Below are 16,728 nucleotides of genomic sequence, written 5' to 3'. Positions count from 1 at the left end.
ATTTTGCGCGTTGTTAGCGAATAGAAAGGTTCTATTAACGCAGTAGCGACATTGCCATGCCTGGCAGCTGGTTAGTTTGAGAAAGAACTGCTGTACCTGCTTGCATTAGCATTTGGTTCTTAGTCATGTTTGAAGATTCAACAGCAAAGTCTGCGTCAGTGATACGGCCTTTCGCTGCAGATGTGTTCTCAACCATGTTGCTTAGGTTCACTACTGTGTGGTCTAGGCGGTTGATTGTTGCACCCAATCCAGAGCGTGCTGCACCGACTTGATCAATAGCTGTAACTAGAGCATCCATAGCTGCGCTTGCATCACCACCGCTGCCAATGTCTAGGCCTGGTACTGTTGTTTTTAGAGCAGTATGTGCCGCGGCAACGTCAGTATCTACTGTTGTTGCTAGGTCTAGAGTTTCTGCAGAAGAAGAACCGATTTGTAGAGTAAGACCACCCGCTTTAATACCAGCACCAGTAATCAATGTATCACCAGCGTATTTGGTGTTATCCATGATGTTTTGTAGCTCAGTACCTAGTTCTGCAAATTCTTTTTGAAGAGCATCTTGGTCTTTTGCTGTGTTTGTGCCGTTTGCAGACTGAGTCGCTAGGTCGTTCATACGGTACAGAATGTTAGTTGCTTCATCGAAAGCACCTTCCGCTGTTTGCAGCATAGACGTACCGTCTTGTGCATTACGCATCGCTACACTCATACCGCGAGTTTGAGCTTCTAAACGGTTAGAGATTTGTAGGCCAGCTGCATCGTCTGCTGCTGAGTTGATGCGGTAACCAGTGCTCAAACGCTCCATTGCAGTGTTAAGTAGGTTACTAGTGTTGCTTAGCGTGTTTTGAGTAACCAGCGAAGCGTAGTTAGTGTGCATTGATAGAGCCATAATCTGTTCTCCTTGATTGTTCGATGTGGGACTATCGCCCCGCTCACTAACTAGAGGCGGTCGGTTAGTTTTAATGATTAATTGGAAATTTAAAAATTTTTTCGAAATCGCCTAATTTGATGATTTTTGGTGACATCTATTCCAGAAAATTCGCATTTTAAGGCTGCTCAGACATAAAAAAAGGCGAGTTCTTATTGCTGAACTCGCCCTTTATCGTTACCCCTGTTTATTCATCGTCGAACGATTTAAACGACAATGAGGTGGGAATATCACTGAAATAGCCGAAGTAATAACTCGCACCAAGTAAGCGGTAGCGATTGAGCTCATTTTGACTTGCGACTCTCCCGGCTACCCAAGGAAATTGGTTGCGACGCAGGAATCGCACTATAGGTAGAAACGCATGCTGATCTTGTTTGTTTTCCATGGTGACGGACAGCTTGATCATGTCGGGTTCAAATTCAGCGATGCGCTCGAAGTGCGCTTGGCTGGTCGCGATTTCAAACCATAAGGCATACGCGTTGTCTTTCAGTTGTTCAACCAAGGTGGTGACTCGTTCGTGCAGGCACAGGGTTTCATCGGCCTGTAAAGAGGGCACCACATGCTGAAATGCCGCCTTGTGGAACTGAATCATCTGATTCAAAAAATAGCCACCAGCCTGCCACAACAAGGCGTCAACACGAATGGGCACGACAACATTGCTGATAAGGTCGGGATGAAAGGTCTCAAGTTGGAACTGTGTTTGGCGTAGCGCTAAATACAAGCTGTATAAATCTAAGCAATATTGCATTTGCTCTGACAATTCAAACTGATAGACACTCTGCTCGCCGCGTAGGCCAAAGCGTAGAGTGAGGTGTTGGTATTCAACCTCGCCAGTTTTGGTTTCACGGATGGCCTGACAGGCGTGTTGAATGTCATTGTGTTTAAGTGCATCAAACACCAGTTGGTCGTCGTCCGTGACAATGTGTTGCAGTGCGAGATCGCACAAATAGTCGTACATCGCTTTTGTTGAGATGAGATTAACCAAGGTTTCCTACCACGTTGATCTGTTTGTTTTCTGGAATTTCATTGTAAGACAGTACCGCCAATCCTTGGGTAAAGGTACGTGCGTATCGTGCCAGCAATGGGCGCAGCTGAGGCATGACCAATAAGATTGGCGGCAGCCCTTGTTGCTTCAATTGCTGACGAATCAAAGGCAAGTTCTGTTGGAACTGACTAAGAATGTTTGGTTCGATTGGGAAGCTATCGAGCATGACAGCGCCTGCGGCTTGAGCTTGTTGCAACGACGTCATTAACATCTGTTCAAGTTCATCAGACAAGGCGTAGACGTTCAGTTCGTTTTTCTGCCCAGCGACTAAGTTAACCAAGGTTCGCTTAAGTGCACAGCGTACATCCGCCGCGAGTAAAATTGGATCTTTGGTGTTTTCTGAAGATTCCAACATGGTGTTAGCGATGGTTCGAATGTCTTTCAACGGCACTTGGTCGAGCAGAAGCTGACGGTAAACCTTAAGTTGCTGTGCTGGGGTTAGAGCAGCGGCTAAGGCTTCGGCCAATTTTGGCGCTTGTGCTGTGAGACGTTGAGTCATGGCTTCAACATCGTCATGAGTAAACAATTCAGCCAAATTGGTTTTCATGATTTTGCTGATGTGTGTGGCGATAACCGTGCCATCGTCAACCACTTGGTAGCCCATGTTCAGCGCTTTCGCTTTGTCTTGATGCTCAATCCAAACCGCAGGCAATTGGTAGGCTGGGTCACTGCCAAGAATGCCATCCACTTCGCCATACGTTTCACCCACAGCAATTGCCATCAAACGTTCTGGCTCGATAAAACCTTGTTCAATCACTTCGCCGTTCAGAGCAATGGTGTATTGGTTCGGCTTTAAACTTAGGTTGTCGCGGATACGCACTTCCGGCAGTAGAAAGCCCACTTGTTCGGAGAGATTACGACGAACACCGCGAATACGCTGCGCCAAAGGTGCACCTTGCTCTTTGTTAACCAAGTGAACTAAGCGGTAACCCAACGCAAGAGACAGGGTATGGACATGAGGAATATCGTCCCAAGTAAGTGCGGTTTCTTCTTCCTGCATCGCATGAGAGAGTGCTTCTACTTGGTCGATTTGCGTATCTTGCACCGGCTTTTTGCTCTGTCGCCAGCCCGCAAACGCCAATACTGCTGCAAAGGTGAAGAACGCCAGATGAGGCATTCCCGGAACCATACCAATAACAGCCATGATCGCCGCTACGGTAAACAAGGTTGCCGGTGTTGCAAGCAGCTGCTTGTGCATGGTTTCCGACATGCCGTTATCGCTGTCGTTAATGCGTGTCACGATAATCGCGGCAGCGGTAGCAAGCAACAGTGATGGAATTTGAGCAACAAGGCCGTCACCGATGGTCAGTAGGGCGTAAGTCTTGAAGGCTTCTGATGCTGGCAGTCCGTGTTCGAACACACCAATGCTGATACCACCAATGATGTTGATGAACAGGATCAGCAGGCCGGCAACCGCATCACCGCGAACAAACTTGGACGCACCATCCATTGAACCGTGGAAGTCCGCTTCGTTCGCCACTTCTTTGCGGCGTTGACGCGCAGTTTCTTGGTCAATCAAGCCTGCGTTTAAGTCGGCATCGATGGCCATTTGTTTGCCCGGTAGCGCATCCAAGGTAAAGCGTGCTGATACTTCAGAAATACGTTCGCCACCTTTGGTGATCACGACAAAGTTAATGATCATCAAGATGATAAACACCACCATGCCGACCACGTAGTTACCACCGATTACCACTTCACCGAAGGCTTGAATCACCTTACCAGCAGCATCGCCGCCGTTGTGACCTTCGAGTAATACGATACGTGTTGAAGCTACGTTCAGAGTAAGACGCAGCAAGGTCGCGACCAACAGAATGGTTGGGAAAATCGAAAAGTCGAGTGGTCGCTTCGCTGTGGTGCTGACCAACAATACCAAGATCGCTAATACGATATTGAAGGTGAACAGCGCATCCAATAGCAAGGGTGGCAAAGGCAAGATGACCATCGCCAGTACCATCAACAAGACAATTGGAATACCAATGTAGCCTTTGGTGGAAGTTTGAAGTTGTTTTAACCGGTTAAACATACTCTGGTGTCCTTGGGTAAACGCGGGTTAATCAGTGTTGCAAATGCTTTGGAATTGCAAAACGTAAGTCAGAATGTGTGCCACGGCGATGTAGAGTTGGCTTGGTATGGCCTGCTCAATCGCGGTGGTGTGATAAATTGAACGAGTCAGTGGCGGCGAGTTGATGATCTCAACTTTGTTCTCGCGTGCGATGCGTTGAATGTGCATGGCGGTTTCATCGACGCCTTTTGCCACCACAAATGGTGCATCAGATAGCGATGGCTCGTATTTCAATGCAACGGCATAGTGGGTCGGGTTGGTGATCCCCACGTCCGCCGTGGGCACCATCTTGTCGATTTTACGCCGCGCGAATTGTTGCTGAATTTGGCGAATGCGTTGTTTAACTTCAGGTCGACCTTCGTTGTTCTTAAATTCTTCTTTCAGCTCTTGTTTGGTCATTCGCAGCTCTTTAAGGTGCTCCCAACGTTGATAAGGGATATCAATCACCCCGAACAACAACAGGGCAAAGCCCATCAGCAGCAGACCTTCAAACAGAATCGACATGATCAGCGAGAAGCCTTGGCTGAGTGGTAAGTTTTGCATGCCAAGCAGTGGCTGAAGATGGTTATCTAGGTAGCCATAAAGAATGCCGAAGATGATTAATACTTTGACGGTGGATTTAACCAACTCCACCACTGAGCGAGTGGATAAAATGCTACAAAAGATGTTGCGCCACCACGAACACGAACAAGCGGTGATGCAGGCAGAATGTGCGTCGGTGCAAAAACACCTTGAGTACAAACATGCCCGAGTACAAGGCTTGGAGAAGGTGCTGGAACGTTGGCGCACTAAACAAAACTATGAAAAAGCCAAGAAAGAACAAAAGCTGATTGAAGATATCATCAACTCTCGCTTAAAGCGCAAAGCCTTATAGCGTCTCCAACTCTGGCTGTTGAGCTTTGTGTGAAGCCTTAAATAGCTCGTCTAAATACTCGCTCAAAGGCATCGGTTTCGCGACCCCGTAACCCTGCGCAAAGTCGATGCCTAAACCTCTTAATATCGCAATGTGTGCGGTGCTCTCAACAAGCTCTGCCACTGTTTCTAAATGCATTTCTTTTGCGACCGTCGCAATAGAGCTGACAATCAAACGGTCGGTCTCATTCTGCGTAATCTCACGAACAAACGCTCCTTCAATCTTAAGAATATCCAGTGGCAATCTGCGCAAGTACGCGAAGCTAGCATAGCCTGTTCCAAAGTCGTCTATCGCGGTTTTGCAGCCCTGATTTCGCAAGTAATTCAAGGTTGCAATGGCTTGCTGTTCATTGATCAGGGCGGATGATTCGGTGATCTCAAAGCAAATCTTATTTAACGGAATAGAGAAGCTTTGAGCGCTTTCAATAATGCGCGCTGCAAGGTTTTCGGTACTGAGTGTTTTGGCGGTTAAGTTGATCGCACAGTGGCCAATCTCATCCCAATTCTTAACCTTGTCACTCAGCATTCGGAAGGTATTGAGAATGACCCAATGGTCGAGTTTGAGCTCCAATCCAAACTGATTAATCAATGGGAAAAATGCCGAAGGTGGTAGAACTTGACCATCGCGCTCTTTTAGGCGAAGAAGTACTTCAAAGCTGTATTTCGACGGCTCAGATTCAGAAAGCTTCATGTATGGTTGGCAGAACAACTCAAACTGCTCGCGCTTAAATACCTGTTGAATGTGATTGAGTTTGTCCACGCGGTCCATTTCAAAAGATTGAATGTTGACCCAATGGATGCTGCTGTCATTCTGAGGTGGCTGATCGCACAGAATTGACACCACTTTCTCAATGTCTTGGTCTTGGCTAACGAGCGTGCAGAAGATGGTCGGCGACACCAATGCGACGGATGTGCCCCGCCAGTAGAATTGGAAGCTCTCTAAGTACTCGGCGACTTCGCTAAGGTCATCCTCAGCAGTATCTGAGTAATGGGTAAAGCTCAGCAGCCCTGTAGAGAAAGGTGGGCGATAGCAGCGATTAATGCTGTTGTTTCGTGAGTACAAAAACTCACTGAGCTGCATGATGAGCTGAGATTTCCCCTCATGCCCTAGATCGGTCAACATCGACAGCGTTGGCGTTAAGTCAAGGTAGATCAACAAGGAACGCGATTGATGACTGATGTCCTCTTTCAACTGAGCGATGTTCGAAAGCCCTGAATATGGGTCGATACGCTCTGAGCGGATTTGTCTTTGGGTCATCTCAAACAGTTTCACTGAGTAGCCGCCAAGTAGGTAAGCTAACGTAGTGAGCACGGTAATAATGATCAGCAAGCCGTAGAACTGTTTGTCTCCAATCAATCCTTCATTGAAGTGACGAATACCGTCGTTAAGGATCAACAAAATAAACGGTGAGCCGACAAAGAGCGGGCGAATCAAACCGTGTTTTGCTAAACCAACTACGACAAGTAAGACGGCAAAGAAGCTCAGTGAATTGAGCATAAATGAAGAAGAAGAGAGTGCGGCCGCAAAGAAAATCGGCACTCAAGAACTGGCCATCAACGAAGGTATTGACCAACATCATCTTGATGGTATTAACGAATGGAAATAAACAACCAATAATGATGAAAAATAGGCTTATCCGCCGTGCAGCAGGTTGATGAAGTGAGCGACTGTTGAGGTAGTGAAATAAGCTTGAAAACGCAAAAGGCAGTATGGGAACCGTGAGGGAGTAGAGCAAGGCGTGCTCAACGCTTCGACCCGTAAAGAAGTAATAGGCCATCAAGCTCAAGACAATCGCAGGTAAAGCCCGCCATTGGTAACGTAAAAAACTCACCACCATTACTGAGCTGACTACCGATATAAGCTGGAATGCATCTTTTTCAATGACGAACATTTGCGACAGTGCAAATCCGGCAAACACGGATAGGGTGACGCCAAGAGTCAGAAACAGCATCGCTTTAATTCGGCGAGCCGATGCAGCTTTATTCATGAGTTTGATCTGAAAATGGTTGGATAGCCGATAATAACAGTATTATCGGCTTGAGATGAACTGGAAAATAACGTGTGTTAGAGTTTTTATTCTAAAAATTGTAACTAAGGATAAAGCTACGTGCTACAAGGGCTTACGTCGTCTTGTCCAAGCCAGTAGGCCTCCTAAAGCGACCCAACTAAATCCGATAGAACCCCCATCACTTCCATTATCACCGAAGTCATTACTTGTTGTGTCTTCTGGGTCAAAACCTGAATCCCCTTCACTGTGATAATCTTCGGTCGTGGCTAATGCGGCATCGTAAGTGGTCTTAGTGCCAGCGCTGGTTTGCGCTTCAATCCAAGGTGTGTAATTCAATACTTCAGTAAATACGCTAGGAATGGCAGGAGATTCGCAAACTGATGAGCCATAACTAACGATGCCGATTTGTTGATAATTACCGCTACCATCTTGATACGTTAACGGGCCGCCGGAATCACCACTACATATTCCCGTGTAAGCTCGGTTTGGGAAGCCGTTCGCACACAAACTTTCTTGAGAGTTAAAACCAGAAACCAGCGAAGAACATTGTGAGTCTGTAAGAGGTTGGATTTCTGCCCAGCGCAGGTAATTCGGTCCTGTCTCATCGTTGGTCGAGGTTTGACCAAGGCCAAAAATTTGGAAAACTGACCGGTTACTGTAGTCACCAAAGTCCTGTGGCAAAGTGATGGATTGGACGTTGTCTGTGATAGGGCGCGTCAGTTCCAATATCGCGATGTCATTGATCCACAAGTCACTTGCGTTGTAATCGGGATGAATCGTGATAGAGCGTACGTCTTTGAACTCTTCGACAAACACATCATCCATGGTTGGGTTTTTGACTAACACGCGAAGATCATTAATTGTCCACCCGTCGGTGAAGACATCCGATTCTACACAGTGTGCTGCCGTCATGATGTACCTGTCATTGACGATCGTACCGCCACAGATGTTGGCAAATTGACTTGAGCCAGTGCGGTGCAGTATCAGGCGTGCAAAGAAGGGGAGTTGATTAGCAGACACTTGTTGCCCGCCAATAATAAACGTTTTTAAATCAGGGTCGTTACCGCTACTGGCGGTTTCTGCGGATCCAGACAGTGGCACCATGAGTAAAACGCCACTCACTAAGACATGATACAACCTCATAAAGCCATCCTTGGGTTTTGAAAGTACTCTTCTTACTTTATACCAATTCCGACATTAATCTATTCACTTAAGAAACGAATAATTTTAATAAAGCCTATAGGTTACTCAAAGGGTTGTATATTGCTCTGACCAAACTCTTGTCGCAGCCAAGAGCGTAACAAGTGAAACGCCTCATGTTTGAGTTTGTGCGGCGGACAGACAAAGTAAAACTGCTGATAAGGATTGATGATTGGCTGCCCTAATTCTACGAGTTGGCCGTATTTGATGTCATCTTTTACAAATAGACGGTGCGTGACCAACAAGCCCAGTCGCCGTGTTGTGGCTTGCACGGCCTGAATCGACATATCAAAGGTGACCGGCTTTTTCCCTTTTGGACGTTCTATGCCGGTTTCTTCTTGCCAAACTTGCCAGTCGTGTTTTCGGCGATCATTGGTAACTTCGATAATAGGGTAAGTGTTCAGAAGTTTTGGAATGTCATATGGGGCAGAGTGTTCGAGTAGTTCAGGGCTGCACACCAAGACCAGTTCATCCTCACTCAGTTTTTCACAATAGTAGTCCTGCCATTCAAGAGGACTGCCGTGCACCAAGGCGGCATCGATGCCTTCCTGTTCCAAACTGAATTGGCCAATCAGATTAGATAAGCGGATATCAAGTTGCGGGGCGAACTCTTGCAAACTCGACATTCGAGGTATCCACCAATGCAGGGCCAGTGAGTTGACCATGTTAAAGGTAATGCGCTTGGAATTTTGGTCATGAATCAGCGCTTCTGTGGCATCGACAATCTGCTCAAGTGCAGGTGCGACTTTACGATAGTATTTTTTCCCTTCGTTATTGAGACGAACTTGGCGACCAACCCGATCAAACAGAGGCTTATTCACTTGGCTTTCTAGGGATTTGATGGCTTGGCTAACCGCAGAGTGGCTAACAGAGAGCAGTTGAGCCGCTTCTGTCATGCTGCCAGTCTCTGCTACTGCAACAAAGGCATAGATTGACTTCAATGGGACTAATTTTCGCATAGTGTCTTCACTCCTATTACCTTCGTAGTTAGCGGTAAGATGATTTTTAATCTGTAAGTTTTTCTTACATTAGCGTTTAAAATAACTCGCTATTTCTGATGAACGCCTTTGCCTAAAATACTCCATGAATTAAGGAGTATCCAATGAAAGTCGAAAATAAACCCGTCATCTTTATGCTGATGTCTACATTAAGCTTATCTGTTACTGGACTGCTAGCGAAGCAGCTTAGTGATGACCTTTCGGTGACCCTATTCAGTTTCTTGCGCTTTTTCACTCCGGCGTTGATTTTATTGGTCATGCTGCGCTTCAAAAACGTGACTCTACCTACTGGCAAGACTTTTAAACCCATTTTGCTTCGTGCCTTTTGTATTGGTATGTGTCAGTTGTGCTTTATCGCTTCTCTACAAACGCTCACTTTAGTCGAAGGTGTGGTGTTGTTTGCGACAGGGCCTTTGTTTATGCCTATCGTTGAAAAACTCTTTATGCGCGGGCAGATTCGAATGTCGACCATAGTGGCATTGGTTATGGCATTCACTGGGGTCATTCTGTTGGCAGGCGCAGATGGTGAATTTACATGGCGAGTCGACCTGTTATTGGGTTTGGCTGGTGGTTTGTTTAACTCAGGCTCACAACTGACACTCTATAAAGCCAGTAAAAGTGACCTGTCGCCATTAGAAATCAACTTCTGGACGTTCGGTTGTGCTGCTTTACTGATATTGCCACTGATGCTTTTCAACGATGCAAATGTGTTATTGCACTCGCTTTCACTCCACGCGTTTGAAACACCGAATACATTGCTTGTCTTTTTGATGTCTCTTTTGATCATCAATACACAGGTCTTTCGTTCGAAAGCGTATCAATTGGCTAGCAGTGGCTCTCAACTTGCACCGCTTATTTTCACCAATCTACTGTTTACCGCGGTGTGGCAATGGGGGTTTTTCGATGACCAAATGAGCCACAGACAAATATTCGGAATAAGCCTTATTGTGCTAGCAACGATATTAAACACATGTTGGGTTCGGTTCTCTGTATTTTTAGATAATAGAAAGCATCGTAATGAACGATATGATTTTAAAACAATAGGAAAAAATCAATAGAGTTTAATGCTCAAGTTAAATTCCCTCATCTTATAAAGATTGTATATCAATTGATATGTTTAATTATTAGCACGAGCGTATGACTATTGATGCAACTGCTAACTAATTGACTTTATAAACTAGTGTAAGATCTATGTATGAAATTGATCTGTTTGAGCGGATGGTTTCAGTATAGTCACTAGTATTATTTTTATTAATATCTACTGGTTTCTTGACTAAATAATTATAAAGATAGAGTGGTAGAATGTATGGAATATAACTTTGAGCGAGACTTGGCACATTGGTTAGAAGCAAAGGAAATCTCAAGGAAGGAACTCATCGCTATTTTACAACAAGCATATTATGAGGAGTTTGGCGGATTAGATTCGATAACGCTGAGTCGCTGGTTAACCGGTAAGGTGGTCCCCCCGTTATACAAACAATTTCTTATTGCTAAATGTCTTGACTATGATTTGAGAGAGATCATCTTAAATATTAATGTCGACGAATTGAAGAGTCCTTCGAGATATGCCACCATATTAACTAACTTGGTTAAGGCTTTTGATTTTTCTTTAACGGCACTATCGTACAAAAGCGTACCTGAAAAAGTAACTAGTGAGATAAGATCTCATACTTACTATGACCATATTGAATTATTTGATGAATTTTATGGAAACCTATCTGCTATAAGTGGTTTTTTATCAGAACTTTATTCCCTTAAATCAGAGGTTAAATATAAGTGTATTTTACTTAAAAATGGAGAGGGCGAAGTTATTGGGCATTGGGCTGGTATTTTGAATCTTGAAAAAATAGATAACTTGCCTTCGTTTGTTCCTATTCCTGAAGATGAAGTTAAGCGTAGTTGCCTAGTTAAGTTAAGGCATGAAATGAATTCTAATCATTTTTTTGAACTCGTTGTTCAGGCTATTTGCTATTACTTGCTTAACCATTTCAAAAGTAAAGATTATGTTTATATTTTTATTGCAGAATATCCAGTACTTGAATTTGCAAGAAAAGTTTTTAATGCAAAAGAAGTAAAATATTACCCTCCTGTAAATGGATCTCAAAAAATGGGGCTTTATCTTGTAAAAATAAATATTATAAAAGCAATTTCAAACCCTATATTAATTCCAAAAATAAAGAAAAAGCTCAAATGTCTACAGTCTTGTGATTTTGTTGATTGTAACTTGTGCAATCTTAGGGATTTCCGACAGTAGTATTTCTCTTACAAATTTACAAAAACAGTGGAATATAAAAAACCTTGTAGCCCCCAGAAAGTAACGTCATTTTTCATTATTTTTTTACGTGCTGCTTTAGTTTCGACGCGCTCAATTATTAATTTTGTGCGCGTTTTTTTACTTAGTTCAATCACCTTACTGTAATGATCTGCTTCAGTAGAGTGTTCCACTTTTAGAAACTGATAAAAGCCAGATAAAAGCTCTTTTTCCCGAAAATCAGAATCTAAGTCGTAGTCGTCAGCTGCTAACATAACCTTCTGTTTTTGTAGAAACTCAAATCCTTTTCTTATCTCAGAACAGCTTTTACATGAATTTCTTTCTGTAATTTCTACAACTAAGTTAGCTTTTAGCTCCTCTAAGCTCTTCTTGAGAATGACGATATCGCACAGCAGATATTTGTCGCAAAGATTACTGCGCTCTAGGTTAATGAACAGATGTTTTCCTTTAAAATCGTCAGAATAACGATTGATGTAACGATCTAGCCTTGCAACTAACGCACGACTCATATGAGGATATTTGATCTCCGTAGAGTATACCTCTTCCGCTGCTTGTCTAGATAGAGTTCTGGGATCAATTAGCACTTCGAAGCCCAAGTTATTACCTTTAATATCAACGATTTCTTGTAATTTATAATTGATATCGATAAGACTTATACCGTTGCTTTTGTTTAAGTAATCTTCAATTAGAAAACACATGTTTTATTTTTCCATTTTCTTGAACATGATAGTGAGGAACTCCATCTCTTCATCAGAGATAAGAGGCTCCTCATCAACCAGTTCTTTCCTTCTAAACTCGATAAAGCCTTTAATTTCCCTTAACTGCTCCGGTTTCATTTCAGTTATACGTTGTTTTATGTATTGAAATTCGCCGTTTTCTAAGCCATTCATGTGCTGCCTGTTGTTAGTGTTTCTCTACATTTATATTTCAATCACTTTGGAAACAGTTTAATTAAAAGGTCCAATTATTGAGTTGGCAGTGTTGTTTTAAAATCAAACAGACTGCTAAGTCTCGTTGACTTACCTGTTTCTTTTATTTGCACCATTGATGTCGGGCTTCGCAATTCTCCTTTGGTTGCCATTGAATTGTTTGATTTTTAATCAGAATGAACTAGCGTCAAGAAAGGAGCAGGGAGAGAAAATATGCTGACTTTAAACTATCACGTCGAGATTGCCGCGACGCCTCAACGCGTATGGAGCGTGTTGACTGATGTCGAACTATACAAGCGATGGGCGCAAGCCTTTTCACCTCAGTCTCAATTTGATGGTGCATGGGAAGAGGGAAGTGACATTACTTTCTTTGATCCAGATATGGGCGGGACAAGGGCGATCATCGATACGGTGCTGCCGCTACAAAAACTCGAGTTTCATCATGTTGCCATTTTTAACCCGGACAATCGGCAGCAATTGGATGGGGATTTGGCATCTAAATGGATCGGATCTCGTGAGATCTATCAGATCGAGATGATAGAAGATCGCTTGTTGCTGAGTATCACCATTCATACTCACAGCGATTTTGTGTCGATGTTCAATCATGGTTGGGAAAAGGCACTGCCGTTGATCAAGCTCATCAGCGAAGAGTAAGGTTAGATTGCGGGTCAATTTGGGCTGACGACAGGTTGCTTGTGGGTATACAATAGCCGCCAATTTGCGCACCAAGAGAGTTGATGATGGAATTTAAGGTTGATACCCACACGCATACGTACGCCAGCGGCCACGCTTATAGTACGTTGATTGAAAACGCGAAATCGGCAAAAGAGAACGGGCTGGATATGTTCTGCACGACCGACCACGCTGAATCAATGCCGGGTGCGCCTCATTACTGGTTCTTTTCTAACCAGAAAATTCTGCCGCGCTTTCTTGAAGGCGTTGCGATTATTCGTGGCGTTGAATCTAACATCATGAACACCAAGGGTGAGATCGATATTCCAGATAACGTTGACCGCAACTTGGATTGGGTGATTGCTAGCTTTCATGAGCCAGTGTTCCGTCCAGCGGATAGTGCTACGCACACTGAAGCGCTGTTGAACATCATCAAAAACGGTCGTGTTGACGCGCTAGGCCATTTGGGTAACCCCAACTTTGACTTCGATTTTGAAGCTGTACTGAAGTGCGCTAAAGAGCACAATGTCGCGATTGAAATCAATAACACCACATTGAAAGGCAACAGCCGTGTCGGCAGTGTAGACCGTTGCCATGAGATTGCCCAAATCGGTAAAGAGCTCGGTGTCTTCTTCACCACAGGCAGTGATGCGCACTTCTGCTATGATGTGGGTAACCTGAGTTTGGTGGGTGAGTTAATGGATAGAGTCGGTATCGACAGCAGCAAGGTTATTACTCACTCAGCACAACAATTCTTAGCCTTCTTAGAGCTGCGTGGCCGTATGCCAATTGCAGAGTATGACGAGATTCGCAACGCATAAACTTGATTACATTTTTGGTTATGCAAGTGTTAAGGGATTGCTTTACACTGCTCGCATTAAAAAGCCGACTCAGAATTCGGCATTCAATGGAGAAGTGAAGATGTTACGTCCTTTAGTGTTGGGGTGTGTAATTGCGTTAGGCTCAACGTACGCAATGGCAGAAGCCGTCGACTTAAAACAAAACATGAAGCAGATGAAGATGGAATTCAAACAGGCGGCAGAAGCGTCTGATGTTGAAACCATGAAATCTGCGATTGATAGCTTGCAAGCGATCGTTGAACAATCGAAGCGTGGCAATTACCCACCAGAGAAGTTTGATATTTACCTAGAAGGCTTTAACAAGCTGACGGTAACGCTAGATAAGATTGAAGCGGATCTTGATGCAGGCAAGCTAGAAGAAGCGAAAGACCAACTGCGTGAAATCGATAGCCTTCGTGAAGAGTACCACGACAAACGCAACCCAAGTATCTGGAGCAAACTGTTTAGCTAACCGTTTATCCAACTTGAAGAAATGACCATCAGCCTGCCACTTCGGCGGGCTTTTTTGTGCCTGTCAATCGAGGTATTCAAGAAAACCTGTGAGGTAGCAGCCACTTATTGATCCTGTTTTTGAGCTACCACTCAGAATTAGTTACGCTGTGTGAAATTTGTTAAGTCACCGTTATGCGTAGATTAATTCCTTTTTACCGCTCGATGTTATTTGCTAGTGCTCTCAGTTGGGTGCTAGTGACGCTGATGCCTGTTATCAATGCTCATGGTAACAGCATGGGCGTGTGGGCGACGCTATGTACGCTTAACGGTTTTGAGTTGGTTCAAATAGAAGAGGGCGACAATTCTGTCAGCCACAAAGGTAAGCCTTGTCCTTTTAGCCACTTCTCGACTTTTCATCACGATACACTTCCAACGACACCAATACTCTCAAGACTGAGCTTGGTGATTTCTGACAGCTACGCTTATTTGGCTCTAAGTGTGCGATTTGAAACACCAGTTCCTCGAGCGCCGCCAGTTTCCCTTTTCTCATAACAAAAACCATTACACAATACCCAAGTAACCTCGAGATGCTTGGTTCAGCGAGAATGACTTGGTTTGTAGACGCGGCGGCGATTTAAAGGTCTAGTGGGTCTAAATCAAGATATCGACAACAAAGTATACAAGCCAAGGCAACTCGCCCTTCGGGAGCGTGTCATTGCTCCGATTGCTGCTTCAAACAACTTGGAAAGAGTTGTCTATTACACAGCGTTGTTTTCTTTGCACTCGAATCAATGACAACGCTCTGAATCCAGCATCTTGAAGTCACTTGGGTATATAGTCAGCAACACTGCCACTTCGAGCAGTGGTACTCCCAAATCTAAGTCAAATAGCGCCGCATACGAATGCGTATGTGCAGGATGCGTTTGGCTGAATTTGGGTGTTCAACAATGAAAAAGGAAAATACACATGTTGAGAAACTCGGCAAAGCCTCAACTCAAGGAAGCCTCACGCGCAAAATCCATCTACTTTATGACGTGGCGATGGCACTTCTACGCAGGTTTGTTCGTCATTCCATTTATGCTCATGCTTTCCCTCACGGGGTTGGTGATGTTGTTTGATGATGAGATCGAACTGGCTCGATACGAAGCGACATTACAAGTTTCACCACAAGAGCGAATGGTTCCTGTCTCTGCACAATTAGAAACCGTAAAGCAGGCGTATCCCGATTTTAATGTCACTCAATTTGTACCTGCTAAAACGGCCGATATTGCCAACCGATTCTCGATTCAAAACCAAGAAGGCAGCTCGCTGATTGTTGCAGTAAATCCTTACACAGGAGACGTACAAGGCACCATTAATCGTGGTGATAGCATCTATGAACTGATGAACAGCATTCACGGCACATTGCTCATCGGCGACCTAGGCGACCGTTTAATTGAAATCGCCGCAAGTCTGGGGATTTTACTGTTGATGTCTGGTTTGTACCTTTGGTTACCTAGAGACAACGCCAGCCGTGCCGGCTTTTTGAAAATTCGCCTTAACAATGGCCCTCGAATTTTAATGCGTGACCTGCATGCGAATTTAGGTGGCGTGCTGTCGATTGTTCTGTTGTTCTTTTTGATTTCAGGTTTGTCGTGGGCAGGGATCTGGGGTGCGAAAATGGTGCAAGCTTGGAATACCTTCCCAACCTATTACACATGGGGTGAGAAACCGGAATCCACACTGACACACAAAGATCTCAACCACGGTGCTTCAGAAGAGATGCCATGGAACTTAGAGCTCGCTGCTGTGCCTGAATCGAAAGATAAGCCCGCGCATGATCATGCCAATATGAAGGAAGAGATGGCATATGCAGGTAGTCATGATGCGCTCTCTATTGATGATATCATCCTCAAGGCTGAAATGATGGGCTTCACTGGTTATAAACTGTTTTTGCCGCGCTCTGAGACGGGCGTTTACACCGTTGCAGCTAACTCTATGGGCGGCGATATTTCCGACCCAAGACAAGATCGCACCAGTCACTTTGACCAATATTCCGGTCGCTTGTTGGTGGATGTAACGTGGCAAGATTACAGTTTGTTTGCCAAGTTCATGGCGGCAGGTGTGTCATTGCATCAAGGTGATGTCAGTGTGCTTAACAAAGTGCTCAACGTAGTGTTCTGTTTGGCGTTCATCTTAATCTCAATCACAGGTGTGGTGATGTGGTGGATTCGTAGACCAAGTCGCAGTGCCGCATTGGGCGCACCACCTAAGTTTCAGCAAGACGGTATTTGGAAGCTAGGCTTAGTAACGTTGGTAGTATTGTGTCTGGCGTTTCCGATGGGCGGTTTGGCGATTGTTACGGTTCTCGCACTGGATTGGCTGTTGTTCAACCGCGTTGAGAAGCTGAAAACGGCGTTGAATTAGTAACAGACA

The 16,728-nt window shown here is 44.5% G+C and carries 14 protein-coding genes and 3 pseudogenes; 8 read left to right on the top strand and 9 right to left on the bottom strand.

Annotated features, from left to right (window positions below; genetic code table 11):
* Positions 1–34 precede the first annotated feature (34 nt).
* From lafA to H735_RS17790, 4 genes and pseudogenes are all read right to left on the bottom strand, one after another.
* The gene (lafA, locus tag H735_RS17805) at positions 35–883 is read right to left on the bottom strand and encodes a lateral flagellin LafA (protein ID WP_020195759.1); all 849 of its coding nucleotides are present in this window, start codon (positions 881–883) and stop codon (positions 35–37) included.
* A 226-nt stretch (positions 884–1,109) separates the two neighbouring features.
* On the bottom strand, positions 1,110–1,907 hold the full coding sequence (locus H735_RS17800; RefSeq protein ID WP_027726657.1) for an EAL domain-containing protein: 798 nt from the start codon (positions 1,905–1,907) through the stop codon (positions 1,110–1,112).
* Positions 1,900–3,990, bottom strand: a complete 2,091-nt coding sequence (flhA, locus tag H735_RS17795) for a flagellar biosynthesis protein FlhA (protein WP_041054026.1) — start codon at positions 3,988–3,990, stop codon at positions 1,900–1,902. The genes H735_RS17800 and flhA overlap by 8 nt, the downstream gene beginning before the upstream one ends.
* 27 nt (positions 3,991–4,017) lie before the next feature.
* A pseudogene (locus H735_RS17790) lies at positions 4,018–4,683 on the bottom strand (EscU/YscU/HrcU family type III secretion system export apparatus switch protein); the annotation flags it as partial.
* Between H735_RS17790 and H735_RS17785 the strand changes: the two are divergent.
* Positions 4,670–4,903 (top strand): annotated as a pseudogene (locus H735_RS17785) (flagellar export protein FliJ); the annotation flags it as partial. The pseudogenes H735_RS17790 and H735_RS17785 sit on opposite strands and share 14 nt — an antisense overlap.
* Here H735_RS17785 and H735_RS17780 read toward each other — a convergent pair.
* The 3 genes and pseudogenes from H735_RS17780 to H735_RS17770 all read right to left on the bottom strand — a co-directional run bounded on the left by H735_RS17780 (position 4,898) and on the right by H735_RS17770 (position 9,109).
* A pseudogene (locus tag H735_RS17780) lies at positions 4,898–6,929 on the bottom strand (EAL domain-containing protein). The pseudogenes H735_RS17785 and H735_RS17780 overlap by 6 nt on opposite strands.
* 123 nt (positions 6,930–7,052) lie before the next feature.
* Entirely contained in the window at positions 7,053–8,093 is a 1,041-nt protein-coding gene (locus H735_RS17775) for a S1 family peptidase (protein WP_020195766.1), read from the bottom strand.
* Between the two features lie 101 nt (positions 8,094–8,194).
* Positions 8,195–9,109 carry a LysR substrate-binding domain-containing protein gene (locus tag H735_RS17770; RefSeq protein ID WP_020195767.1) on the bottom strand — a complete coding sequence of 305 codons (915 nt, stop codon included), beginning with the start codon at positions 9,107–9,109 and terminating at the stop codon, positions 8,195–8,197.
* Between the two features lie 143 nt (positions 9,110–9,252).
* On the opposite strand from H735_RS17770, the gene H735_RS17765 reads away from it, so the two are divergent.
* Together H735_RS17765 and H735_RS17760 are read left to right on the top strand one after the other, a co-directional pair.
* Complete coding sequence (locus tag H735_RS17765) at positions 9,253–10,206, top strand: DMT family transporter (protein ID WP_020195768.1); 954 nt, start codon at positions 9,253–9,255, stop codon at positions 10,204–10,206.
* A gap of 248 nt (positions 10,207–10,454) precedes the next feature.
* Positions 10,455–11,402 carry a hypothetical protein gene (locus H735_RS17760; RefSeq protein ID WP_020195769.1) on the top strand — a complete coding sequence of 316 codons (948 nt, stop codon included), beginning with the start codon at positions 10,455–10,457 and terminating at the stop codon, positions 11,400–11,402.
* An 8-nt stretch (positions 11,403–11,410) separates the two neighbouring features.
* Here H735_RS17760 and H735_RS17755 read toward each other — a convergent pair whose 3' ends face one another.
* Positions 11,411–12,118: an EAL domain-containing protein gene (locus H735_RS17755; protein ID WP_020195770.1), complete on the bottom strand. Its 708-nt coding sequence runs from the start codon at positions 12,116–12,118 to the stop codon at positions 11,411–11,413.
* Between the two features lie 3 nt (positions 12,119–12,121).
* Positions 12,122–12,310, bottom strand: coding sequence for a hypothetical protein (locus tag H735_RS17750; protein ID WP_009704986.1), 189 nt, complete (start codon positions 12,308–12,310; stop codon positions 12,122–12,124).
* 252 nt (positions 12,311–12,562) lie between these two features.
* Between H735_RS17750 and H735_RS17745 the strand changes: the two genes are divergently transcribed.
* The 5 genes from H735_RS17745 (at position 12,563) to H735_RS17725 (ending at position 16,719) form a co-directional block, all read left to right on the top strand.
* Positions 12,563–13,003 (top strand): SRPBCC family protein, encoded by a 441-nt coding sequence (locus tag H735_RS17745; protein ID WP_020195771.1) that lies wholly within the window; start codon positions 12,563–12,565, stop codon positions 13,001–13,003.
* A gap of 86 nt (positions 13,004–13,089) precedes the next feature.
* Positions 13,090–13,842, top strand: a complete 753-nt coding sequence (locus tag H735_RS17740) for a phosphatase (protein WP_020195772.1) — start codon at positions 13,090–13,092, stop codon at positions 13,840–13,842.
* A gap of 100 nt (positions 13,843–13,942) precedes the next feature.
* Positions 13,943–14,332: a cytochrome b562 gene (locus H735_RS17735; protein WP_005436021.1), complete on the top strand. Its 390-nt coding sequence runs from the start codon at positions 13,943–13,945 to the stop codon at positions 14,330–14,332.
* 173 nt (positions 14,333–14,505) lie between these two features.
* Positions 14,506–14,865: a hypothetical protein gene (locus H735_RS17730; protein ID WP_063344780.1), complete on the top strand. Its 360-nt coding sequence runs from the start codon at positions 14,506–14,508 to the stop codon at positions 14,863–14,865.
* Between the two features lie 414 nt (positions 14,866–15,279).
* On the top strand, positions 15,280–16,719 hold the full coding sequence (locus H735_RS17725) for a PepSY-associated TM helix domain-containing protein (RefSeq protein ID WP_020195775.1): 1,440 nt from the start codon (positions 15,280–15,282) through the stop codon (positions 16,717–16,719).
* The last annotated feature ends 9 nt before the right edge of the window (positions 16,720–16,728 follow it).

This window comes from Vibrio owensii CAIM 1854 = LMG 25443 (assembly GCF_000817815.1).
GTDB lineage: Bacteria > Pseudomonadota > Gammaproteobacteria > Enterobacterales > Vibrionaceae > Vibrio > Vibrio owensii.
Note: the sequence above shows the minus strand (reverse complement) of the source record. Positions and strands in the feature narration are given on the sequence as shown.